The sequence below is a fragment of the Burkholderia sp. AU6039 genome (genome assembly GCF_002223365.1).
In the GTDB taxonomy this organism is placed as follows: Bacteria; Pseudomonadota; Gammaproteobacteria; order Burkholderiales; family Burkholderiaceae; genus Burkholderia.
Genome location: NZ_NKFK01000005.1, coordinates 1,385,969 through 1,409,497, shown reverse-complemented (window position 1 = coordinate 1,409,497; position 23,529 = coordinate 1,385,969). Strand labels below are relative to the sequence as shown.

At 62.8% G+C, this 23,529-nt stretch carries 14 protein-coding genes; 5 read left to right on the top strand and 9 right to left on the bottom strand.

The window, feature by feature from the left end:
• Positions 1 to 61: 61 nt before the first annotated feature.
• Positions 62 to 724, top strand: a complete 663-nt coding sequence (locus CFB39_RS24070; RefSeq protein ID WP_089474715.1) for a GNAT family N-acetyltransferase — start codon at positions 62 to 64, stop codon at positions 722 to 724.
• The gene (locus CFB39_RS24065; RefSeq protein ID WP_089474714.1) at positions 721 to 2,301 is read left to right on the top strand and encodes a mannose-1-phosphate guanylyltransferase/mannose-6-phosphate isomerase; all 1,581 of its coding nucleotides are present in this window, start codon (positions 721 to 723) and stop codon (positions 2,299 to 2,301) included. Before CFB39_RS24070 ends, CFB39_RS24065 begins: the two co-directional genes overlap by 4 nt.
• Before the next feature lie 36 nt (positions 2,302 to 2,337).
• Here the strand turns inward: CFB39_RS24065 and CFB39_RS24060 are convergent, their stop codons facing one another.
• The 4 genes from CFB39_RS24060 to CFB39_RS24040 all read right to left on the bottom strand — a co-directional run bounded on the left by CFB39_RS24060 (position 2,338) and on the right by CFB39_RS24040 (position 8,915).
• Positions 2,338 to 3,600, bottom strand: coding sequence for a right-handed parallel beta-helix repeat-containing protein (locus CFB39_RS24060; protein ID WP_089474713.1), 1,263 nt, complete (start codon positions 3,598 to 3,600; stop codon positions 2,338 to 2,340).
• Positions 3,601 to 3,606: 6 nt separating this feature from the next.
• Positions 3,607 to 4,752 (bottom strand): acyltransferase, encoded by a 1,146-nt coding sequence (locus CFB39_RS24055; protein ID WP_089474712.1) that lies wholly within the window; start codon positions 4,750 to 4,752, stop codon positions 3,607 to 3,609.
• A 209-nt stretch (positions 4,753 to 4,961) separates the two neighbouring features.
• Positions 4,962 to 6,386 carry a DUF6418 domain-containing protein gene (locus tag CFB39_RS24050; RefSeq protein WP_089474711.1) on the bottom strand — a complete coding sequence of 475 codons (1,425 nt, stop codon included), beginning with the start codon at positions 6,384 to 6,386 and terminating at the stop codon, positions 4,962 to 4,964.
• 213 nt (positions 6,387 to 6,599) lie between these two features.
• The gene (locus CFB39_RS24040) at positions 6,600 to 8,915 is read right to left on the bottom strand and encodes a GNVR domain-containing protein (RefSeq protein WP_089474709.1); all 2,316 of its coding nucleotides are present in this window, start codon (positions 8,913 to 8,915) and stop codon (positions 6,600 to 6,602) included.
• A 554-nt stretch (positions 8,916 to 9,469) separates the two neighbouring features.
• Between CFB39_RS24040 and CFB39_RS24035 the strand changes: the two genes are divergently transcribed.
• Positions 9,470 to 10,666, top strand: a complete 1,197-nt coding sequence (locus tag CFB39_RS24035) for a polysaccharide biosynthesis/export family protein (RefSeq protein ID WP_373452749.1) — start codon at positions 9,470 to 9,472, stop codon at positions 10,664 to 10,666.
• 130 nt (positions 10,667 to 10,796) lie between these two features.
• On the opposite strand, the gene CFB39_RS24030 is transcribed toward CFB39_RS24035, so the two are convergent.
• The 3 genes from CFB39_RS24030 to CFB39_RS24020 form a co-directional block, all read right to left on the bottom strand.
• Complete coding sequence (locus tag CFB39_RS24030; RefSeq protein ID WP_089474708.1) at positions 10,797 to 12,050, bottom strand: flippase; 1,254 nt, start codon at positions 12,048 to 12,050, stop codon at positions 10,797 to 10,799.
• Between the two features lie 55 nt (positions 12,051 to 12,105).
• A complete protein-coding gene (locus CFB39_RS24025; RefSeq protein WP_089474707.1) occupies positions 12,106 to 13,281 on the bottom strand; it encodes a glycosyltransferase family 4 protein in 1,176 nt (391 codons plus the stop codon).
• Between the two features lie 424 nt (positions 13,282 to 13,705).
• Complete coding sequence (locus CFB39_RS24020; RefSeq protein ID WP_256991480.1) at positions 13,706 to 15,325, bottom strand: alpha/beta hydrolase; 1,620 nt, start codon at positions 15,323 to 15,325, stop codon at positions 13,706 to 13,708.
• On the opposite strand from CFB39_RS24020, the gene CFB39_RS40920 reads away from it, so the two are divergent.
• On the top strand, positions 15,233 to 15,508 hold the full coding sequence (locus CFB39_RS40920; RefSeq protein ID WP_241026073.1) for a hypothetical protein: 276 nt from the start codon (positions 15,233 to 15,235) through the stop codon (positions 15,506 to 15,508). The two genes, CFB39_RS24020 and CFB39_RS40920, sit on opposite strands and share 93 nt — an antisense overlap.
• A gap of 1,401 nt (positions 15,509 to 16,909) precedes the next feature.
• Positions 16,910 to 19,111, top strand: coding sequence for a glycoside hydrolase family 3 C-terminal domain-containing protein (locus tag CFB39_RS24015; RefSeq protein WP_089474705.1), 2,202 nt, complete (start codon positions 16,910 to 16,912; stop codon positions 19,109 to 19,111).
• Positions 19,112 to 19,166: 55 nt separating this feature from the next.
• On the opposite strand, the gene CFB39_RS24010 is transcribed toward CFB39_RS24015, so the two are convergent.
• Positions 19,167 to 19,511, bottom strand: coding sequence for a hypothetical protein (locus CFB39_RS24010; RefSeq protein ID WP_089474704.1), 345 nt, complete (start codon positions 19,509 to 19,511; stop codon positions 19,167 to 19,169).
• Positions 19,508 to 23,506 carry a type VI secretion system membrane subunit TssM gene (gene tssM / locus CFB39_RS24005; RefSeq protein ID WP_089474703.1) on the bottom strand — a complete coding sequence of 1,333 codons (3,999 nt, stop codon included), beginning with the start codon at positions 23,504 to 23,506 and terminating at the stop codon, positions 19,508 to 19,510. Before tssM ends, CFB39_RS24010 begins: the two co-directional genes overlap by 4 nt.
• Positions 23,507 to 23,529: the final 23 nt, after the last annotated feature.

Sequence of the window (23,529 nt, the reverse complement as noted above, 5' to 3'; positions counted from 1 at the left end):
CTCGCGCGAACCCCGGCATGGGTAAGCTTTCGAACAGACCGGCGCGCGCCGCATCCGCATCATGATCATCGCCGCTTCGCACGGGACGACCGTATTCGTGCGACTCGGCGTGCTGAAGGTTTCACACGAGGACCGCATCATGGAATGGCATTGTTGTGAATTCGAACATCTGAGCGCCGTCGATCTCTATGCAATCCTGCGCGCACGCAACACCGTGCTGGTCGTCGAGGATGCGCATACCCATCTCGACATCGACGGCAAGGACGCGGGCGCATTGCACGTCTACGCCACCGTGCGCAACGGCGACGTGGCGGAAGTCGCGGCCTACGCACGGCTCCTGCCCGGCGACGACATCGATCCGGACGTCGTGATCGACAAGGTACTGACGAGCGAAGCGTGCCGCGACGGCGATACGCTCGAACACCTGCTCGAACGTGCACTGACCGCCGCACTGGCCGCATGGCCGGACGCCGCGCTGCGCATGCACGTTCCCGCGCCGCGCCAGGCGTTCTACAAACGCTTCGGATTCCGCAAGGCATACGGGCCGTATCTCGAACAGGGTGCGCCGTTCGTCGGCATGATCCGGCCGGCCGACCGCACCGCCGGCGCACTGCGCCAGCTGCTGTCCCGGACCGTTTCGACGACCCGGACCAGGAACGAAGACGCGCGTGCCGACGCACGCGTACACAACCGGCTGCCCGCCGATACCGGAGCCAACCGATGACACCCACCCTACGCCCGGTTCCCGCACCCGACCTTCCACGCATCCTGCCGGTCATCCTCGCCGGAGGTTCCGGCACGCGCCTTTGGCCGCTGTCGCGCGAACAGTTTCCGAAGCAACTGATCGAGCTGACCTCGAACGAATCGCCGCTGTCCGCGACGGCGCGTCGCCTGAACGGCATCGCGAACGCGGTGCTGGGCGACACACTGTTGCTGGTGTGCGGCGAACAGCATCGCATCATGAGCGCCGCGCAAGTGGTCGACCGTGCGGCGCCCGCCCGAATCCTGCTCGAACCCGCCGCGCGCAATACGGCACCGGCGCTCACGCTTGCCGCGCTCGACGCCTGCGAACTCGAGGACGACCCCGTGCTCGCGGTGATGCCGGCCGATCACGTGATCGCCGATGTCGGCGCGTTCCAGGATGCGATCGCGCGCGCGGCACGTTACGCGCAGGAAGGCGCGATCGTCACGCTCGGTGTGCTGCCGCGCCGTGCGGAAACGGGCTACGGCTATATCCGGGTCGGCGAGCCGCGGACGAGCCGCCACGGCGGCCAAGGCGGTTATTCGATCGGACGCTTCGTCGAGAAACCCGACGCGGCGCTCGCCGAGCGCTACCTGCAGTCGGGCGACTACTGGTGGAACAGCGGCATTTTCGTCACGCGCGCGTCGGTCTGGCTGAAGGCGATTCACGCTCTGGCGCCCGAGATCCATGCGGCCTGCGAGTCGGCATGGCGCGCGGGCGTCGCCGACGATCCGTTCTTCCGGATCGACGCCGCAGCCTTCGACGCGTGCCCGTCCGACTCGATCGACTACGCGGTCATGGAACGCCTGGCCGACAGCAGCGAACTCGGCATCGAAGGCATCGTGGTGCCGCTCTCGGCCGGCTGGTCGGACGTCGGCACGTGGGACGCGATCTGGGAAATCATGCCGAAGGACGACGACGGCAACGTCGCCCGCGGCCCGATCGTGTTCGAGGACACGCAGGACAGCCTCGTGCGTTCGGAGGGCCGTCTCATCGCGTGCGTCGGGATGAAGGATGTCGTCGTGATCGAAACGCCCGACGCGGTACTCGTCGCGAACAAGCACGACGTGCAGCGCGTGAAGAACATCGTCGCGCGCCTGAAGAGCGACCGGCGCCCGCAGGCGAGCGAACACCGCAAGGTGCAGCGTCCGTGGGGGCATTACGATTCGATCGACCTCGGCGAGCGGTTCCAGGTGAAGCGGATCGTTGTCGAACCGGGCAAGCGTCTGTCGCTGCAGATGCACTATCACCGCGCCGAGCACTGGATCGTCGTGCGCGGCACCGCGAAGGTTACGCGCGGCAACGAGACCTTTCTGCTCAGCGAGAACGAGTCGACGTATATCGCCGTCGGCGAAGTCCATCGCCTCGAGAATCCCGGCCGCATTCCGCTCGAGATCATCGAAGTGCAATCGGGCAACTATCTCGGCGAAGACGATATCGTGCGCTTCGACGACCAGTACGGGCGCCCGGTCGTCGACACGCTGCCGGAAACGCACGCGGTGCCGCTCACTGCACAGGAACCGCACGTGCCCGTGGTCGAGGGAGACGTCGTGCGGTAATCGCGTGCCGCGCACGCCGGCGCGTGCATCGATTCGTCAGTCGATGCCGCGCTGCGGCGGGCGCGCCTGCCTGAGCGCCTCGCGCACTTGCGGCAACGCCGACGTGTCAGCCCCGACCGTGTCGATCGGCGCCGGCTGCGCGACCTGCGCCGTGCACGGCGCGGCCTTCGCGCCACCCGAAGGACAGCCTCCGCCCCCACCCACCTGCACCGGCAACCCGCCGATCGCGGACAGCCGGTTATCCGCGATCCGGTACTGCGACACGTTTCCCCATACGCGAATGCCGGCAAACCGCGCGCGCGACACGCGGTTGCCGATCACGACCACGCGCGTCACCGAGCCCGACCACGTACTGACGTCGATCGCGGCCTGTTGTGTCAGCGGGCGCGGATCGGTCCGGCCGGCCGCGGTCTGGATCGACGACACCACGTTGTTCTCGACCCGGACGTCGGACGCGCCGTAGGTTCGGTAACTGTCTTCCTGCGCGACGAGGATGCCCGCGCTGACCTGCACGTCGCGCACGATGTTGTTCGAGATCGTCACGTCCGTGCCGCCGACCACCGTGATTCCGCGCCCCCATGCGTTGCCTTCGAGCGAGTTGCCGGTAATCAGCACGTTGCGGCTCACCACCCCGTCGGCCAGGTAGCTCACCACGGCAATCATGTCGTCGCCGGTACCGCGCACGACATTGCCGTGAACCAGCACATTGCGTGCGCCATGCGTCATGTGAATGCCATCGGCGAGCGTCGAGTGAACCTGATTGCCGACGATCGCGACGTCGGATCCGCCAAACACGAAGATGCCCGCACTGGCACCGCCGTCGATGACGTTGTCGAGCACTTGCACGTCGTGCCCCGTCACCTCGACCTTGGTCGACTCCGGCGTGTCGAGACGTGTCGCGCCGGTTCCCTTGAGATGAAACCCGACGAGCGTCGTCCCGTCGCCCCGCATCTCGATCGTCTGATTGCCGGGAACGGTCGCCATCAGCGTTGCGCCGAAACCCGACAGCACGACATGCCGCTGCCGCACGACCAACGAACGACCGACGACATAGCGTCCGGGCATGAATACCAACCGCTGGCCCGGCTGCAGCCGGTCCAGCGCGCGTTGCAGCGCATCAGCCTGATCGGCTGCATCCGGGGCGGGATGAACGTACGCATCTGGTATGTCGGCATGAATCGCAACCGGTGCGGGTGCGCCGGATACGGCCTCGACGAACCCCGGCCACACCAGCCCGGCAGCCATCATCACGCCGGATATGGCGGTGCATACGCGAGACAGGCATTGCGATCCGTGCATATCGAATCAGCCGGTCGCATCACCCGATGCGAACACACGACTACCCCGACGCGACGTGAGCGTACGCGCAAGCTTCACGAACGGCGCTTCGCACAGTCGGTAGCCGGCCCACGACAATGGAATCAAAGGCACCATCGGGACGATCATGTAAAGACCAAGCGGCCATCCTGTGATGTGGAAACGCTGACACAACCAGAACGCCACGAACAGCGGAAGACTGTGCAACAGGTAGATCGAGTAACTGATCTTGCCGATCCATGACAGCAGACGGATACGAAGCCTCAGCAAGGTTGCCAGTATCGCGAAGGTCGCGACGCCGATCATGTAAGCGAGCGAAATAGGAAGATGGAACGCGTTGTGGTGTCGCCAATCCTCGATGGCCCCCGCCAGCGCAATGCCGACGACCGGTATCGTCACGCAGGCGACCGCCGATCGGTAAGTCAACGATAGTCGCGACAGCACACCGCCTCCGGCCAATCGGACCCGCAGCACCTGCGAAGGATTGTCATAGGCCACGCGAAAGCAGGCGCCCCAGAACATGATGCCGAGATGATACGGCATGGTCTTGTACTGACTGAGCAGGTCGGCCGGGAAGAGCTGCAACTTGAGCGTCAACACAAACAGTCCGCATAGCCCGATCGTGACGAGGCACAAATGGAGCATCCGGTGAAGCGCCCCGCACCAGAACAGGATCAGGCACACCCCGTAGAAATACAGCTCCGTTTCCAGCGTCCAGCCATGAGGCAGGATCAGGCTTTCCCCAAACGCCACCGGAATCATGGTCACGTTTGCCAGCAAGCCATGGACGTCCATGCTCTTGTCGAACAAATACCAGTGAACGAAATACCCGGCAGGAAGCGCCAGCCAATAGGCGGGATACAGTCGAAAGAATCGTCGAATGAGGAACCGCTTCGTGCCCGCGCCGATCTCGCCGTGCAGGCTGGTTGGAATCAGCATGCCGCTGATCGCGAAGAAAAGGACGACCCCGATTCTTCCGAAATTCACGGAGCGTTGCAGGGTGTCAAGCACGTACTGTGAGCCGGCAAGGGGAACGAACCGTTCAGCATAGTGCGTCCAGATGACGAGGATCACCGCAACGGCACGCATCGCGTCGATATGGTCAAACCGCTCCGAATGATTCGCTTTTGACATGACGGGCTTGGTGATGATTCAAGACATAAGGCTGCTCGCCTACACGACCGGAAACGCCGTTTCCGACATTGACGAAGCAGACAGAGACGCATTGCGCAGGCTCGCAAACGAGCGATAGCCGAGCGTGCGTCGACAACCTTCTCGCGGCCACACCGGCGAACGACGACAACACGAGCTTGACGAAAGGTCTCGGGATAACCTGGCGCGGTTCATTGGAGGTCCGAATGCTTCGCATCGACCCAATACCACCAGGCGAGCGCGAGAAGCGCATAAAAAACCGTACGCGAGCCGAACATCATCCAGTATTCGCCTTGCTGGACGGCGAAGGTCGCATATGAAAAGACCTTCGCCATCAGCCACAGCATCACGACCCCGCCGCGCATCGCCACCACGATCTGCAGTGCCCCGAGCGCGCCGTACACCAGGCCGGTCATCGCGACAAAGAGCGCGCCCCCGGCGTAGCCGAACCAGTACACGGGCACGGCCATGTTCCCCATCGTGAAGGTGACGTCATCGAACATGTACGCCCGGAGAACGCTCGGTTCGGTGTACGACTTCATCAAGTCACGCAAGCCGCTCGGTTCGGATTCGTCGAAAAACGTCGGCATGGTCCAGGAACCGAGCGAGTTCACGAAACGCCAGAAGGAATCCGTGCCACCGAGCCTGGGTGCCGTGAACAGCTGGGCATCGTTGTCGACCACGTACCACGGCTGGCCCTGCAGCAGGAAGCGCGAAGAGAGCATATCGGCCACTTCAAGCCCCTGCCCCCTGTACGAGTAGACGATGGAGACGGCGCCAAGCAGTAGCGCCAGGCCCGCACCGATGCCCAGATAGCGAACAACCGGCTTGCCGTTCATCGCGTGAATCGAAATGAACGGGGCAAGCGAGCACAGCCCGATGTGCAGCACTGCCATGAATTGCTCGCCATGCATCACATTGAGCGCCAGGTCGACCGCCATCGTCAGGATCGCCGCCACCCGGATGCGCTTGTCGGGGCTGGTGGCGATGGTGCCCAGCAGAAAGCCCATGAACGACTGATTGTTCAGGAACAGGTTGAACATCATCCCGTTCGATGAATCATTCCGCAGCGCATATCGATTGATGCCGGAAAACAACGAGAACCCTGACGTCAGACCGGCGATCACGCCGATCGCGATAATCGTGGCCGCGAGCCCGAATCCCATCGCGATGCTGACCGGTTGCAAGGTGATCCGCGCCTTGATCGACGCTCGGACCGGGCGCTCGTCGAGAAATCGACTGAAGGCAACGAGCGCACAGACGACAAAAATCAGGTAGAACGACAGGAGCCGGCTGAACGCCCCGGTCGCGTCACCGATGACATCGGTTTCCGTCAGGTAGCCACCGTCCTCCAATCCCACGCCTGCCAGGAATGCGGTCATGCCGATCGCCAGCACGTAAAGCATCGACACGGCAAACACCGGACGCGACCTGACCAGGCCGACGAGACCCAGGGTTGCCAACAGCAACGTGCACAACGCGCTCGACTTCGCCATTCCGAGCGCCGGCATCACCGCGTTGAACAGCAACGCCAGCGTGAATAGCGTCAATACGATCACGCCGGTGGCGGATACGAAGCCGCCGTTGCCTCCCAGTGTTCCTGTCACCTTACCCATCGTGCCGCAACCCGAAATTCGTTCCTTCCTTCACGCACCTGCACCATGCAGCTGCGAGCCGATCGCAGGAGATCGGGGACATGGCGTACGGCATCCGGGAACGCATGGTCGCCCCGGGCACGACGAACGGCATGGCTCGCGCCGTATCCGCATCGACCTGACGTTTCAATCCCATCCCGATGACTCATTTGCCTCGCTCCGCGCCAATCCATATCACGCAGCGTTTCTGAGCAGTTCCTTTCTTACTCGCGCCCATGCCCTGAACAAAAAGGTATCGGACGGGACAGGGCGAGGACTGGCCTGCGTCCGGGTGTCCGTCGCCTGTCGACGAGCGTTCGCGTAATAGCCGTGGCGGAACGGCGAAGGCTCGAAGCCGTTGAACACCATGCCATCCACATCCAAGCCGAACTTCTTCAGGTTCTCGATCGCCTCCTCCACGCCGGCGTAGCTGACCGAACCTTGCCGCACCACCATCAACGTGAGGTCGGCGAACCTCGACAACATGGCGACGTTTGCGGCCGGATGGGCCAATGGCGCATCCACGATGATCATGTCGTATGTGCCCCGCAGCGAAGCGAACAGCGCCTCCACCTTGTCGGCCGCGTACAGGTTCCGCAATGGCTTGCCCCCCGTTCCGGCAGGCAGCACGTCAAGATTGTCATGAACGCGAGAGATCGCCTTCTTGAGATCGAGCGAGCCTTTCAGCACATCCGCCAAACACTTCTCGACTTTCACCGGCACGCATCGCTCCATGCTCGCCTGGCCTGCATCGGCACGCACCAGCAAGGTCTTGAGGCCGCTATCCGCGGACACACTGGCGAGATTGGCAGAGATCATCGATTTGCCCTGCCCCGGCTCGGGCGACGTAATCAGAACGGTCCTTGCTTGGCCTTGCCCGGTGGTCGTCTTGCAATGCAACAGCGACGCGAGATCTGCGATTGCTTCGGCGAACGGCGCGTCAGGGTGCTCCCTCACGGCCATGAAAGCCGACCTGCCGTTCGAGTCCGCCTCGATCTGTTGAGGCGATGACGGGAGTACGCCAAGCATCGGGACACCCACCATCGATTCCAGATGCTTCGGATCACGAACACGCCTGGCGAGCAACGCATAGCCCTGTGCCACGGCAACGCCCAGTATCAGTCCGACCACCGCGCCCAGCACGATCACGAGCATTCGCTTCGGCCGAATCGGCTTGTCGCTCACATCGGCCTTGTCGATGATCGACGCATTGCCGACCGTGCCTGCTTTCGCAATCTGCAACTGCTGCGTATTGTTCAGCAAGCCGACATATAGCTGGTTATTGACTTCGACGTCTCGCGCCAAACGCAAATAGGTCTGCTGCTGCGACGGCAAATGCGCCACCTTGCTTTTCAATTCGGCCGACTGCTGATCGAGCGTCTTCAGCTTGTTGACGACGGCAGCGATCTGGGGCTGTCCGGCAACATACTTGGACGACAAGTCCTGATACTCGAGCTTGGCTTCGAGCCGCGCCTTGTCGACAAGCGCCAATTGGTCAATGAGCAGCCTGACATCGCCTTGCGAATCGATCGACCCCTGCGCGTTGCGGAACGTGTTCAGCGCCTGCTCCGCCTGCTCCAGCCGCGCCTTCACGGCCGGCAGTTGCGCGTCGAGGAATGCCTGGCTGCGCTCGGCATCCTCTGAACGCCGTTTCGCGTTGACATCCAGATAAGCCGTGGCAATCGCGTTGAGCAGTCGCGCGGCAAACACCGGATCGGGATCCTCGAGATTGAGCTGCATGATGCCCGACTGGCGTTTCGTTTCCGCCCCGGTCAACTTGGTCAGGATGGCGTCGAGTCGCACGGACGTGGCAACCCGCCGCACACGGAACTCCGTACCGGCGCGCGCCACGATCCGCGACACCTCCACGCGATAACCGTTACCTTCGCTCGGCGTGCCGATTACGCCCTTCAACACCTCCCGACCATCGCTGTCCTTCAACACGAACCGGTCGCCGTCGAGATAATCGAACTCCAGCTTTTTGCCAAGCTGTGCATCCGGGACGTCGAACCTGGTGAATTCGACTCGTTCACCGCCCCACGCCCAGAACGGGGTATTGAACAACGGAATGACGAGGCCATTCGCATCTTTCGACAGGATCGAACCCAGCAAACCCGCGACGAGCGGAACTCGATTACTGACTGAAACTTCCGCCTGCGCGGCGGTTGCCTCGATCGCCTGGGTGACAACCGTGCGCGAGCGGGCGATATCGATTTCGCCGACTACGGCAGAATTCTGAATATCCAGTGCATTCGAAATCTCGGAAAGCGAACCCAGCGCGCTATGCTTGTTTTCCTGGACCTGTATCAGCGTGTCAACAGAGTAAATCGGCGTCGCCGAAATGGCATATAAAAATGCCAGCAGCAGACACCCCATAAAAACGGAAATAAACGCTCGTCGATAATAAAATAAATTTTCGAGCAATTCGGCCAGTGTAAAGCGGGACGCGTCGCGAGAAATATTTCCCGCTCCGTCCCGGTACTCATTAGGCGAAGGTCGATCCAATGCCATGCAAAAACTCCCAAATTGCCACCTTGCCAGGCTTCACGCGGCGGCGCGTGCGCTCGGCCATGCGTGCCGCGCGACGCGTACCAGGTCGCGCCGTCCCGGGCGCCTGCCCTGCTGCCGACCGCAGATCGGCAAAAAGTACGTCACTGAACCGTTGCCGCAGGAACACCAATGATTCTGTTTGTCCCGGCCACTATGCGGTAAATGCCCGGCGCGCTAAGTGCGATGGCTTACATTAATAAGCACTGGCGGTGCGAATCACTGGGTTGCCTACCTGTCTCGTGCTATGTTGAGTACGCGTTGTTTCCGCTTCCGGCAACCCGTGACAATACTGTGGCTTGATGGCGCAATCAGGCATATGGCGTGAGCACGTCTTTTCACATCATTCATCGCGCCACCCCGTTTTGACGATTTTTATCAAAAAAGCGGCACAGAACCATCGCTATCGGGGTGTCGAGATGAAAAAACTTCTGATCTGGAAGGCACGGCGAGTATCAAATTTATTTAAATTGTTTCTAAATACAGGACTATCCGGCCAGCCGATCGGCCGGCTTACCATGTTGAATGACGATATGAACACCCCCCTGCTATTCGATGCGCTCGCGCTGAAACAGAACGACCCTGCGGTGCGTCGAATGCGCGCCGCGCTCTCCCTGGCGCTGTCCACCCTGCTTTCGGCGTGTGCGTTTGCACCCGGCCAGCACATGGCAGAGCCGGCCGCACTGCCGGTCACGACCGCCGACAATGGCGACGTGACCAGTGACATGAAGGTCGCGGTCAAGCAGATCGACCTGACGCTGATCAACCAGATTCACACGGAACAGAAGCACCGTACCGCGTGGTCGATTCCGGGCAATCTGCTCGGCAAGCCGAGTGCCTACAAGCTTGGCCCGGGTGACGTGCTACAAATCACGGTGTGGGATCACCCCGAATTCGCCGCCGCTGTCGGCCAGCCGACGCAGAACACGAAGCCCTCCGACGCAGCGCCAGGTTTCGTCGTCGATAGCGACGGCAACGTGCAGTTTCCCTACGTGACGCGACCGATCCATGCGGCCGGAAAGACCGCGGCGCAAGTCCAGCGGGAACTCGATGCCGAGCTCAGGAAGGTGTTCATCAAACCACAAGTGACCGTTCGCGTGGCATCGTTCCGTGCCGAGCAAGTGTATGTGGACGGCGAAGTACGCGCCCCCGGCTCGCAGACGATCAACGACATTCCGATGACACTGGTCGAAGCGGTCAATCGCGCAGGCGGCTTTGCGCCGACCGCGGATCAGAGTCGCGTGACGGTCACGCGCAACGGCGAGATCTATCCGGTGAATGTCGCGCAGATGATGAAGACCGGCAAAAGCCCCGCCACCATCATGCTGCAGCCCGGCGACCTGTTGCATGTGGGTGCTCGCGACGACAATCCCGTCTATGTCATGGGTGAAGTGAACAAGCCGCTGGCCGTGCCGCCGCTGCGCGATGGCTCGCTCACGTTGAGTGCGGCGCTTTCGGAGGCCGGGCAACTCAACCAGCAAACGTCGAACGCCCAGCAGGTTTTCGTGCTTCGCAAGGCCGCCGACAGCGAGCCGGTCATCTTTCACCTTGACCTGAAGTCGCCCGTCTCGATGCTGCTCGCGAATCAGTTTCCGCTCGCGTCGAAGGATATCGTGTATGTCGACAACACCGGCCTGGTGCGCGCGAGCCGCGTGCTGAACCTGTTGCTGCCGGCGATCAGTGCGGGGTTGACCGGGGCGCTCGTCACCAAGTAATCGGGATGTCGACAGGACGGCTACGGCGACGCCTGTCGACTCGCATCGCACCATGGCAGCCGCGCGGACAGATGGCGAATCCAACGCATCACGCTGCCGTCGCCGCCGAGTCGACCGCGTGCGGATCGCATCAACCCGAACGCGCGGACAGATTGATCAGGCCGACCCGGTCGCGACAGAGAACATACGCGAGCGCGATAGCGACGGCCGATTCGGCGATCAATACCGCGATGGCCGCCCCGCGCTCCGCGAACAGCATGGCAAGCGGCGGCAGCAGTGTCACATTCAATACGCCGGAAGAGATCAGGATGACGCTGAAGGCGCGCTTCATGCCCATCGGCAACATGGTTTGAACGCCGAACAGATCGGTCATGCATGCCATGAACGGCACCAGCGCCAGACAACGCAGTACGCCGACCGTCGGCGCAAACGAGCTGCCGTACAGGATCCGGACGACGAACGGCGCGCAGGCGTAGATCGTTGCCGACATGACCAGCACCAACGCGCCCTGCAGAACGATCAGCTTTCGCAAGAACGCGAACGCGTCGTCACGCGCGTGATGCATCAGGTACGTCACGTGCGGATAGGTTGCTGCTCTCAGCGGTTGAAGCAGACCGACTGCGGCCCGAATCAACTTGTCACCGGCGGCAAAATAGCCGGCGGCGACACTCCCCGAGACGATACTCAGCAGAACGGTATTGGTCGATGCGTAGAACGAGATCGACGTCGAGGCCAGAAATACCTGCGAGCCGCCTTTCAGGGCGGCTGCGATGTCGGCGAACCGCACGCGGACACTTTCGACCTCGCGACGGAAGAACAGGTACGCAAGCAGCGTTACCCCGCACAGCAACGGCACCGCAGCGTTGATGGCAACCGCGTGCAGGAGATCGTCCGGCGTGCGCACCCACATGAAGAAGGCCACGACACTGCATGCACGGTATACGACCACCGTGGCACTGTAGACGCTCAACTTCTGGATGCCCTGAAAGTACCAGCCCGGCGTAAGCGCGGCGCCCACCGCCATCCCGAACCCGATCAGCAGGGCCGTGCGTTCCGCCGCGAAATGCGGGATGAGCAGGGTCAGGACGACGAGTACGGCGAAGCCGGCGATCGTGATCGCCCATTGGGCGCAAACCGTTGCCCAGAAGATTCGGGATCGCTCCACCCTGCTGTCCGCCAGCGCGACGCGGGGCGTCGCTGTCAGGTCGAAGCTGTAATTGGCCAGGCTGATGAAATACGTTGTCACCGCCAGCACGAACGACAACCGTCCGTACTGCAGCGGGCCGAGCACGCGCGTCAGCAGGGGCAACGTGACGAGCGGCACGACGTACGTCGAGATTTGCAATGCGAACAACAAGGCAAAATTTTTTCGGACAGCGGTCATCGTGCTTTCTGGGCTGAGAGTAAACAGTGTGCCGCGGCTGTCAATGTGCCCACGTTCATGATACCTCCCTACCGATGCCGAGTACGGTGCGCAGCGACGACGCGTAGCGTTCGACCGAGTAACGCGACCAGTCGTAGTGACGATCGTCGCTATCGAGATGCGTGCGCAGTTCGGCGAGCGCGCGCGCGATGCCTTCCGGCGTGCTCCGGTAGAGAATCTTGTTGCCGATCTCGTCGCCAAAGGTCGACAGGCTTCCGATGTCGTGCACGAGCGCCGGCAGGCCGAGCATCGCTGCCTCGACGATCACGAGGGGGGCATTTTCCACCCAGATCGACGGCAACACGAGCGCATCGTGCCGGGGTAGCGCGGCGAACAACGTTGCATGATCGAGGCGCCCGGCGAAACGCAGCCGCCCAGACTCGACGAGTGTCGCGTGCCGTTTCTCCAGGTCGGCCCGCTCCGCTCCGTCGCCGTAGACGGTCAGCGACGCAATCGCATCGCCGGCCGCTTCGCTCATGAGCGCAAGAAACCGACCGAGCCCCTTGTCCGCGTCCACGCGACCGACGAACGCCAGATCGAGGCGATCGCCCCGGACGGGTTTGGGCGGATGGGGAATCAACGTCGAGTCGATCGGATTCGGCACCAGTGTCGCGCGCGTTCGGCCACACTGCGCAATGAGGTCGCGCATGAACGGACTCGGACAGAGAATCTCGTCGAACAGGCCAAGCGGATCGAAAAGTGCGTTGACTGCATGCCAGTGCAGCTTCTTCGCGACATCGTGAAGAACACCGCGCGGGCTCGCCGCAAGCGCGATGCGCCGGCCGCGATGCAGCTGGTCGATCGGCAACGGTTGCGCGCGTCCGCCCGGATAGATCAACAGGCTCGGGTTGTAGAACAACAAATGATAATCGTGCGCGGTCATGAACAGACCACATCCCGAGTGCCGCTTGTAGCGAGCGAGCACGGGCAGAATCGCGCTCGACAGCAGGTTGTGGTAATTGTGCACGAGGATGCGTTGCGGGCGAAATCGCTCGAGCAGCGTGACGAGCGCACGCGCGGCGGCACGTGACCATGCGCGTGCGCGCCCGCTGCCGCCGACATCGGGCAATGCACGCTCGTCGAAGGTTTCGACCACGACGCCGTGGCAAGCACGAAGCACGTCGACGGACACCCGGTAGACTTCCTCGCCGCCGCCCTTCCGAACGAAGTCGTTGATCACCAGCACATGCATCACGATCGACCTCGGTGGACGCCATGTCGCGAGTGCGATGCCCGGTCATCGCCTGCATGACCGGGCCCGACTTTCGCTCGCTTGTTTCGCAAACCGGCGTCATCCGGTGTCGCATGCGCAAGATCGTGCGTTACCCGCTGGCGGTGATGCCTGTCCCACTTTCGATGTGTCCGACACGCTTGCTTCATTGTCATTCCTGGATGGAGTCGCGATGGCGCTTGCGAACTGGCAACCCCATGAAAACTCGACACCATCAGGATAAGGTGACCGAAGCGGCGGATCTGTTCGTCCGGTTACGTTAGCGGGAGACTTTGGCAAAGCCACCAGCGGCCGACGCCCTGGAGCCGAGCTCCCGAGACGCTCGCCCGGGAGAGGCGCGGCGGTCGCCGCCCGGTCGCGCCTGCATGCGACGTCTGCACGAACGTCATGAAGGCGCGTGTTCCGGTTGCGCGGGTACCGCGAATTCGGCCGGCGCGTACCAGCCGGCAAGCAGCTCGGCACAACGGGTGACGACATACTGCGCAGCGGCGTTGCCGTACAACGAATGGTCGAGCGCGTCCCGCATGTCGACGGATACGTTCGGCCAATGCGCGAACGCACGGGATGCGGGGCCGAAATGCCGAACGAGCGCGTCGACGCCCGTATCGAACGTGCCGTAGATGAGATGGGTACGGATGCCGCCGGCCGACATGTCATGCAGCAATCCCCGAGGCGTCTCGCGACCCGGCCGCCAGCCGAAATGCTCGCCGACACGCTTGACGGGCACGGTCATGACGCCCGCGACCAAACGAAACACGGCACGCAGGACCGGCCGCAGGTCGCGCCCTTCGAGCAGCAGTCGACGCAGCTTGTGGCGGCTGCGCAGCGATGCCCAATAGCCGCGCATCGAGTTTGTCTGGTTATTGACGACATTCGCGAGCGTTTCTCCGCGTGGCCAGATGAAAACCGGAAGATTGACCGCAATCACGCCAGCGAAACGCTCGCGCGAGGCGGCATGAAGCGACGCGTACGCGCCGGAGCAAATCCCGAACGCAACGATCTCGCGATGCCCCTGCTCCTTCAGCCAGTCCGCTGCGGATGCGATATCGACAATCACCTGGTCCGAATACGGAATGTCCGACTGATCGTCTCTCGCACGCGGGCCACTGTCGCCGATGCCGCTCGAATCGATACGCAGGCTGCTGATACCCGATGCCGCGAGCGATCGCGCCAGCCGAACCGCAAACCGACCGTCGGCGACATGCGGATTGGCCGCCGTATTGGTAATCAACAGGGTCGGCGCGGCAGCGCGTCGGATGCTGCCGGCCGGTTCGCACAGCACGCCGACCAGGCGCCCCGGCCCCACGGAGACCATCCGTTCGATACTGCCTTCCCCGGTCAGCGTCACGGCCGACTCGACATCCCGCGCGGAAACGCGAACGGTCGCATCGGAACCGTCGTCGATCCAGTTCGCAACCGTGTCGAGCAATCCGTCGGGCAGCCGCGACCACACCGGCTCCCTCATGAGGCCGCCCCAATCGGGGCAGGTCCGAACCTCGACCGAAACAGCGCGTGCCTGCAGCGCGTCCGACAGCGCAGGCGCGTCCCCGTACGGCGCATCGACGAGCAACGCGCGCGCCGGCAATGCCTGCAATCGTTCCGCAGACTCGCACAGGTTGATGCCTCGGAGTGCCGCGACGAGATCATCGGGATATGCGTGCCCGAGCACATGCAGAGGTTGCTCCTCCCGAATCGCATCCCGCACGGCCGGCGGCGCGTTATCGAGCCAGCGTTGCGCGACGAGAGAAAGCTCGCGCAGGTAGCCGCGGCCGCGCACCACTGGCGCCAGCGCGACGAAGCGCGTGAACCCGGGGATACCGTCCGCGGCGAGGAGCGCCAATGCGGCACCGGCGCGCACGCCGACGAGCGTCAGCGTGTCCGACACGACACGCTCGCGCAACGCATCGACGGCATGCCGAACGCTCGCGAGCATGTGTTCGAAGCGTTCAGCGTCGCGTTCGTCGCCCAGCGAGTCGCCGCTCGCCGGATAGTGGAATCGCAGCACCGGAAAGCCGCGATCGGCGAGATGCTCGGCGAGCGCGCGCACGAGTTTGTGAAGCCAGAGCGCCTCGTGACCAAGCGGCTCGCAAATCACGATGCCGTGCGGGCGATTGCCTGCATGAAACCAGCCGACACATCCGTTGAACTGAATGGGTGTCATGATCCGGTCCTTGCGCTGTACACCTGATGGCCCGATGCGCTGCTGGATGCCTGCCGCATGCCGCGAAGCAGGCATCCGGCTACCGGAAACGACTGCACGTGCGTCCGGACGAACGTCGACTTGCGGCCACCACGAGGCTGCAGGTACGCTCGGCCGCATAAAGCCAATCGGGAACGACTGACGTTGCGACGATGCGAGCCGATTCCCCGTAACCGGCCCCGTCCTTGCGTATCGATTTGGATTCCCACGAAAACGCCTGTATGTGAAAACACCCGCATGCCCGACCGGGCCCGGCGAGTGCCTGTCGAGGATCGCCTGACCGGCAAGCGCCTCTGGGTTGAGATTGGTCTTGGTAATTTTTTGGCCGGATGACGTTACATTTCCGTTCCTTCCCCCCGGATCAGCTTGGCACGCCGGACACGGCGACCTGCTCGAATATCGACGATTAGGCCACCCAATCCCGACAAATTCCGTACGTCACATTACATTTACACAACGCGCCTTTCCGGACGTGCGGCGGCACGGTCACGCAAGGTTCGCTGCCGATCGTGCGCGATCGCCCTGATCGCCCGCCCGCACCGGTGACCGATGCTGACGCGCGCCCGTCGACGTGTAGACCCGCACTCGGCTACCGGGCCCGCGGCGCCCTCCCACGGATCCGCCGTGCATCCAGCGCCGCCCAAGTGGCCACGCGCTTCGCCAGGATTCATCGTCCGTCGGTCAAGGTACGCGTCGCCGGACGGGGCACTTCGCCCGGCACGAACGCCTTCGCGTCGCTTGCTGCATGTACACGCACCGCGTCCCGGTCGGACAATGCGCACGGCAATGCTCGATTGAACACCGTCCGACACGGTGGATATGTGAGCAACCTCACTCAACACCTCAGTTGAAGGCGGGCCCGCGTCGTTGGACTCGGCACAACCGCCATTCCCCCAGTCCCGGAATCAAAACGGCATTCACGACGGGCAGTGCTCGAAATGACCGAAGCACGGTTGGATGCGCACGCAACGAAATGGAACGCACGCATCGGCACGTGACCGCTGTGCAGAAGCGTTTTCTCGCAGGTACTTCTTACCCGACCACACCCCGCCATCGGGAACGATGACCGTCTTTCCGCCCCGCTACGCGCCCCTACGAAATAAAGATCACACGTATCGATAGAAACACCGATGCTGTAGTCAAACTACATTTGTACGATTGGTCGCTGCAGAGAATCGCTACATCCGATTCGGCAGCGTCGGGCGGTCCGCGTCGCCGCCCTCGATGTTCGATCGGGCCCAACCGGCCGTAACGATTCCCCGCCTGGCCCGGCATGCCGACGCGCAACCACCCAGCATCGCCAGCCAATTGCGTCCGGTGCGAATCCACCGGACTTGTGCAGCTCCAGACATCATCCGAACAACCGGCAATACGATCATGGAGAGCAACATGCGGGACACACTCTGGCCGGCCGTCGTGCTGGCAGCGACCCTCTGCACCAGCGCCTACGCGGGCGACGCCGATTTCAACTCGCAGGGCGACGCGACCGATGCGTTCGCGTCGGCCGCGGCGGTTCGGCGCGCTGACCTGCTCGTGCGCAAGATGACGCTCGACGAAAAACTTCAATTCATTCATTCGCAATACGAAATGTCAAAGGTGCCGGGCGGCGGCGCCGGCTACATCCAGGGTGTGCCGCGCCTCGGCATTCCCGACCTGAACATGGTCGATTCGGCGACCGGTTCCGGCAGCACGTCGCAGGCCAGCACGACGTTCCCCGCGACGATCGCCGTCGCCGCGAGCTGGGATCGCCGCCTGTCGTACGACTACGGCAAGCAGGTCGCGATCCAGTTGCGCGCGCAAGGATTCGGCATGGGCCTCGCCGGCGGCACCAACCTCGCGCGCGAACCGCGCGGCGGCCGCCTGTTCGAGTATCTCGGCGAGGATCCGCTGCTGGCCGGCGACCTGCTCGCCGAACGCACGCTCGCCACGCAGCGGCAGAAAGTCATCGCGACCATCAAGCACTACGCCGGCAACGAGCAGGAGCACGGCCGGATGGGCGGCAACACACAGATCGACGAACGCACGCTGCGCGAGCTGTACCTGCTGCCGTTCGAGATCGCCGCGAAGCGCGGCCGGCCCGGCAGCGTGATGTGCAGCTACAACCGCCTGAACGGCACCTATGCGTGCGAGAACCCCCATCTGCTGAACGACGTGCTGAAGAACGAATGGGGCTTCCAGGGCCAGGTGCAGTCCGACTGGGGCGCCACGCACAGCACCGCCGCCGCGATCAACGCCGGGCTCGACGAGGAAGAAGACGTCGGGCCGAGCGTGTACCTGACGCCGGCGGCGGTCAAGCAGGCGATCGCGAACGGCTCGGTGTCGACCGCGCGCCTCGACGACATGGTGCGCCGTAAGCTCGCGGTGATGATCCGCGTCGGCGTGATGGACGATCCGGCCAAAGGCGGCGGCACGATCGATTTCGCGGCCGGCAACCGATTCGCGCAGGCCGCTTCCGAGCAGTCGATCGTGCTGCTGAAGAACGACGGCAACCAGTTGCCGCTCGCCGCGTCGGCGCTGTCGCGTATCGCCGTGATCGGCGGCCATGCCGATGCGGCCGTGCTGTCGGGCGGCGGCTCGGGCAACACGCGCGACCCCGTATCGGGATCGTTCGCGGGCTGCGGCGGCCTGACGTTCGGGTCATCGACTGGGTGCAGCTGGTGGCGCAATCCGTGGCTGAAGGTGGACGTGCCGATCGTCGCGGCGATCCGTGCGCTCGCGCCGGCCGCGCAGGTCACGTATGCCGGCAACAGCGATCAGCAGTCGCCGTTCCGCGCGTACACGCAGCAGGAGATCGACCAGGCCGCGGCACTCGCGGGCCGCTCGGACGTCGCGATCGTCGTGGTCGCGCAGCCGGCCGGCGAGGATTTCGGTGATCTCCAGAGCCTGAGCCTCGCGAACCCGTCGAACCAGGATGCGCTCGTCGAAGCCGTCGCGCGCGCGAATCCGCACACGATCGTCGTCGTCCAGAGCGGCAACCCGGTGCTGATGCCGTGGAAGGACCAGGTCTCCGCGATCGTCGAGGCGTGGTATCCGGGCGAAGCCGGCGGCAAGGCGATCGCGAACGTGCTGTTCGGCGCGGTCAATCCGTCCGGCAAGCTGCCCGTCACGTTCCCCGCGCGCGATCAGGATTCGCCGGCCTGGGGGCAAAACGGTGCGTTCGACAACGATCCCGTCTATGCGGAAAAGCTGAACATGGGCTATCGCTGGTATGACGCGCACAACATCAAGCCGATGTTCGAGTTCGGCTACGGGCTGTCGTACACGCACTTCGCGTATTCGGGGCTGTCGGTGTCGAAGCAATGGGACGGTGCACTGAGCGTCGCGTTCACGGTGCGCAACGACGGGCGCGTCGCCGGCGCGGAAACGCCGCAGGTCTATCTCGGCGTGCCGTACAAGGACGAACCGCCGAAGCGCCTGGTCGGCTGGGAGAAGATCCGGCTGAATCCGGGCGAGGCGCGGCGTGTGCACGTGACCGTGTCGCCGCGGATGCAGAGCGTGTGGGATACGTCGCGTAACGGCTGGCGCGTGGTGCCGGGCGGGACGGTGTACGTCGGTGCGTCGTCGCGGGATATCCGGTTGCAGGGGCACTGAGCGGTCGTCACCGGACGGAAGCGCCGCGTGCGTCGTGCGCGGCGCTTCCGAAGCGTCATGGCAAGACGATGTGCTTGATCCAGAACGGCGCGAAATAACCGATGCATGTCCCGATGAGTATTGCGAGTACGTAGCCTTCTGCCCCAGACGCCAGCATCCAAGCTACAAGCAGACTTCCAGCGACTGAACAGGAAATCTGCCAGATCGTTGGATACCGAAAAGCTTTCGGCTCCAGCTCCGGAACGGCTATGGCACCGAACAAGGCACCCATTACGCCGAGAACGATGACGGCGTCGAGCGAATACCCCGCTGATATACCTCCAAATACAACGAATAGGACGGAGGAAACGGCGACAATGGCAACAATCGTTTTGATATGAGTGAATTTTCCGCGGATCATCGATTGCCTTTGGCTTGCAACACTGTTGTTGAAGACATCGCGGCACGCTCCCCTTTCTGGACAACCGGAATCGATCCGCGCGGCAGTCCCACCGGAGGGCCACTGTCCGGCAGATCGAACATAGGCATCGTGCCCGGACACCGGAACGTCGCCAGCACATCGCTTGTCAGCGGGTTCGCGACACTCCCTGCGCTCGCGATGTCGAGTGCGGCTTCCCGACCATCAAAACTGAACGAAACTCGCGTGCGGCCCGGCGTGGCCGCCTCCACCACGCGACCTTTCCGGAGCAACCGCATCAGCGCCCACGGCCCGTCCGCGGCAATCGTCGATGTGTCCGGCCGGACGGGCGGGCTCGCCATGATTTGAGCGTGGACTCCACCACGCGGTCCCGGCCAAGTCACCGTGAAGGGCGCGACCGGACCGTGTCGGTAAAGCGTCGTCTGTCCGTCGATATCGAGCGACAGGCTCATGATTGACGGGTCGAGTTCAGGAATTCGGATGTCAGCCTTCCAGCTCGGTTTCTTGCGATCAGGATCGTTGAAGAAAATGTCGCGGATCGCCTTCGCATGCTCGAATGGTTTGAGGTCCGGCCCCTGCACGGGTTCGGTCGCGCCCGGCAGCGTCCGGTAGCGCCACGGCTTCGCGCCTGTGTCGACGAACGGTACGAGTGTTTTCGTAAAGAAATCGTCGATCACACCACCTCGCGCAAACACTCGAGTGAAATCGTCAATGCTGACATCGCGCTTGCTATCGGGAGAGAACGGATAGTTGCCTTCGATCGTCATTCGACAGGTGTCTGCAACTATCACCTGCATCTGGCGTGACAGTAACTGGCCGATACCCTGATTCACGCCACGCGAGCCATCGACAGCAAGTTGACGCAAGACTGCCCGGAACGGCGCCGGCATCGTATCAGCCGTCATCTTGAGCTTCGCGGCGTTCTCGCTTTCCGGCGGCATGCTGTTGTTCAACAGCGCATTGTCGGAAATCGTGAGTGTCGTGTAGTAATCGTTCAACAGATCCGTGACGCCATCCAGGCCCGTCTTCTCCGCCGGGGAACTGGACAACTGCGTATCCGGCAACACGTCGGCATGGCCAGTCACGACCTCGCGCAATGCCGCGAAATGGCTATCGACCAACTCGCGTTCAACCTGTTCCGACTCGCGAGGCCCCAGTATCCTCTCGGTTTGCTGGTTGACGGCGTCAGTCGCTTTTTCAAGGAAGGAGGCGCCGGCTCTCGCCATTGGTTGCGTCAGCGTCGTTTCGCGTGCCGCCGCGTGCGCGAGACGCGTCAGCGGTGAATCAGGTGCAGCGAAACTTCGCAGCACCTTCAAGCTGAAGGCAAGGCTCGTTCCACTCACGACACGAATGTCGTCGAGAAACGCATCCCATTGTTGAGCGTACTCCGTCAGGTACAGGCGCCTGATCGCCATCGACAGCGCGCCCCCATCTCGACTCGATACGTTCAACGCCCCAGCCGAATTACCAGGGAAATCGCCCAGCGGCCGACGCCCCATTACCCAGGCATCATCGTCGCTCGCCTTCTGAAGAAACACCGGCAGGCGTTTGTCGAACATCGCCCGATATCCGTCCAGCGTAAAGAGTCCCGGCACGCCGCTGGACAACGATGCTCCGCTGGCTCGCGTGAACACGACACCTGCTTGTGGTCCAACCACGCGCAGCAGTGAAAACTCGTCGGGCGCGTCTTTCAACATCGTCGCTTTCGCGCGCTGGTACAGACGATCGACTGGATTGCTGCCATCGAGAAATGCACGCGCCTGCCGGATCAGCCCGTCGTTACGGGCCAGTGGCGACTGCACTACGTGTCCTTCGGAAAACAGTCGCTGCACGTGATCGATCATTGCGGCGCGCCCACCGAATATTGCCGCACTGTCGTAACGTGCCCAATCGTCCAGCACCCACATCCTGATGTCGTTCGCGTTGAACCGTGCCCTGTCGTAGAGCATCAGGTACACGCGCAACGTATCGTACGCAGCCTTGGCATCACCGCTCGCCGAGGCATCGTTTATCACGGCCTCCATCCTGCGGACTATGTTCGGCAATACAACCTGCTCCGACAGAGCCTCGTATACCTGACGACTTCCGGACTCGATCATGTCGAGCCGGTCCGCGCCGAAGCGAAATACGACGTCAGGATCGGCGGCGAGGCGCGTTGTGTCACGCAATAATTCGTTTGCACTGTCCAACACCACCGGAACACGCTCTGGAGCAGTAGAAAGGTTGCCTCGTGCAAGCAAAGCGGCCAGTGAGCGTGCCTTTTGCCCCAGCGAAGCAAGGGCCGTCCGTTCCGCGGTGAAGCTGCTCCAAAGATTCGCGCCTAACCCCACGGCGATCAGCCACACGAGCGAATGCCCCAGCCACCGCTGAAGTCGCGCACGATGTTCGCGATTGCGGTTCGGACATGCGAGGTGCCCCTCGCGAAATACGACTCCGAAAAACAGATCGCGTAGGAAGTAGCTGGTTTCGCTACGCTCTCCTCGCCTGTCATTCGAATGCGCACCGGATGCACCGATCATGCGTTGCAACAGCGTTTTCCGATCCGCGACGACCTGCTGGCCGGTCTGACTCGCGCTCGTCAGGTAAACACCTCGGAGCATTGAATTTGGTGCCGTCGGCGCACCATTGTCGCTCCCGGCAAACACTTGTCCGATCAGATCTACCAACGGGTTAGTGAGCGCTGAAAATGCCTCCGGCAGCATCGCCAGACGGCGACGACGTGCCACATCGGTCTTATCGCAAAGCAGACCGCTCACGCCATCCGCAAGACGTGTGGCCAGCAAATTCAATTCTGCGCGGATCGCCTCAGCCGTCCGTGCCTCAGGGTCGGGCTGCAATGTCACGCCCCATATCTGCGCACGATCTTGCTCCCCGAGCGACGAGAAATAGTCAGTGAAGCCAGGAAGCCGGTCTACCTTCGTAACAATCAGCCAGACGGGAAATCCAGTCCCGAACTCAGCTTGCATTTCATCGAGACGGGCCCGCAATGCGCGGCTCTCGGCCGCGCGTACGTTGAAATCCGCATGCGTCAACGCAGCAACATTGATCGTCATCAGCACACCATTCAGCGGCAGACGGGGGCGGATACGGCGAAGTAGCCGAAGAAATCCTTTCCATTCCGCCGCATCAGCCTGCTCGCGGGCCGCGCTTATGTCGGTGGGCCGCTTGCTTCGTGTCCCCTCATTCCAGGTATTCGACAGTTCCGCCGTCAGACGGTAGCTCGACGAGCCGTGCCGGACATAGTGGCCGGCCGTATCAATCAGCACCGCCTCATTGGTTATCCGCCAACCCGGCAAAGCCCGGGCGTCATCGGGTGCGAGCGAATGCTGAAGTTGTGCATCCAGCGGGAACGCCAGGCCTGCGTTTAACAGCGCCGAGGTCTTGCCCGAACCCTTCGAACCCAGCACGGCATACCACGGCACATCGTAGCGATACGCTGGCCCTCGAAACAGTCGCGCCAGCCTGCAGGCGCCCCCGCGCCGGGCTTTCAACTGCTTGATCGCTGTCCTGGCCATGTCTTCGATCTCCGCCAGGCGCGATGCAGCCAGCGGCCCGGCGCCACCCTTACCGAGTCGAAGCAAACGCCGGAGCTGGCCCGGATACCGGCGCATGTGCTTCCACCATCGGACCAACATAGCGATGGCATACACGAACACAACGCCGACCATTGCCAGCACGCGGGCCATCACGGATGCAAACAGCGGTTTGCCGGCCAACGTCATGAGCGGAAAGGCATGCCAGATCGCAAGACAGAGCAGCACGACGACAACAATGCTCGTCGACCAGTCGATCAGCCACAGGATCCATACGGCGAGCACCAAGGCAATCAAGGTCAGCCGAATGGCGACCGACGCGAGCGGGTTCAGCCCACCGACACTCACCAGCGGGCCCGCAAACCAGATCGCGGCAGCAACAACGATCACCGTGACGACTGCCCACAGATGACGCGAGCATAGAAACGAGAGAATCTTCTTCATGTGTACGGTGAAAAGCGTCCAAC

Excerpts from the sequence above, each read along its gene's own strand:
- CFB39_RS40920 (WP_241026073.1), top strand. The coding sequence starts at position 15,233 with ATGCCGAACGCTCGCGAGCATGTGTTCGAAGCGTTCAGCGTCGCGTTC.
- CFB39_RS24050 (WP_089474711.1), bottom strand. The coding sequence starts at position 6,386 with ATGGGTAAGGTGACAGGAACACTGGGAGGCAACGGCGGCTTCGTATCC.
- CFB39_RS24025 (WP_089474707.1), bottom strand. The coding sequence starts at position 13,281 with ATGCATGTGCTGGTGATCAACGACTTCGTTCGGAAGGGCGGCGGCGAG.
- tssM (WP_089474703.1), bottom strand. The coding sequence starts at position 23,506 with ATGAAGAAGATTCTCTCGTTTCTATGCTCGCGTCATCTGTGGGCAGTC.
- CFB39_RS24070 (WP_089474715.1), top strand. The coding sequence starts at position 62 with ATGATCATCGCCGCTTCGCACGGGACGACCGTATTCGTGCGACTCGGC.
- CFB39_RS24040 (WP_089474709.1), bottom strand. The coding sequence starts at position 8,915 with ATGGCATTGGATCGACCTTCGCCTAATGAGTACCGGGACGGAGCGGGA.
- CFB39_RS24010 (WP_089474704.1), bottom strand. The coding sequence starts at position 19,511 with ATGATCCGCGGAAAATTCACTCATATCAAAACGATTGTTGCCATTGTC.
- CFB39_RS24065 (WP_089474714.1), top strand. The coding sequence starts at position 721 with ATGACACCCACCCTACGCCCGGTTCCCGCACCCGACCTTCCACGCATC.
- CFB39_RS24015 (WP_089474705.1), top strand. The coding sequence starts at position 16,910 with ATGCGGGACACACTCTGGCCGGCCGTCGTGCTGGCAGCGACCCTCTGC.
- CFB39_RS24030 (WP_089474708.1), bottom strand. The coding sequence starts at position 12,050 with ATGACCGCTGTCCGAAAAAATTTTGCCTTGTTGTTCGCATTGCAAATC.
- CFB39_RS24060 (WP_089474713.1), bottom strand. The coding sequence starts at position 3,600 with ATGCACGGATCGCAATGCCTGTCTCGCGTATGCACCGCCATATCCGGC.
- CFB39_RS24035 (WP_373452749.1), top strand. The coding sequence starts at position 9,470 with ATGTTGAATGACGATATGAACACCCCCCTGCTATTCGATGCGCTCGCG.
- CFB39_RS24055 (WP_089474712.1), bottom strand. The coding sequence starts at position 4,752 with ATGTCAAAAGCGAATCATTCGGAGCGGTTTGACCATATCGACGCGATG.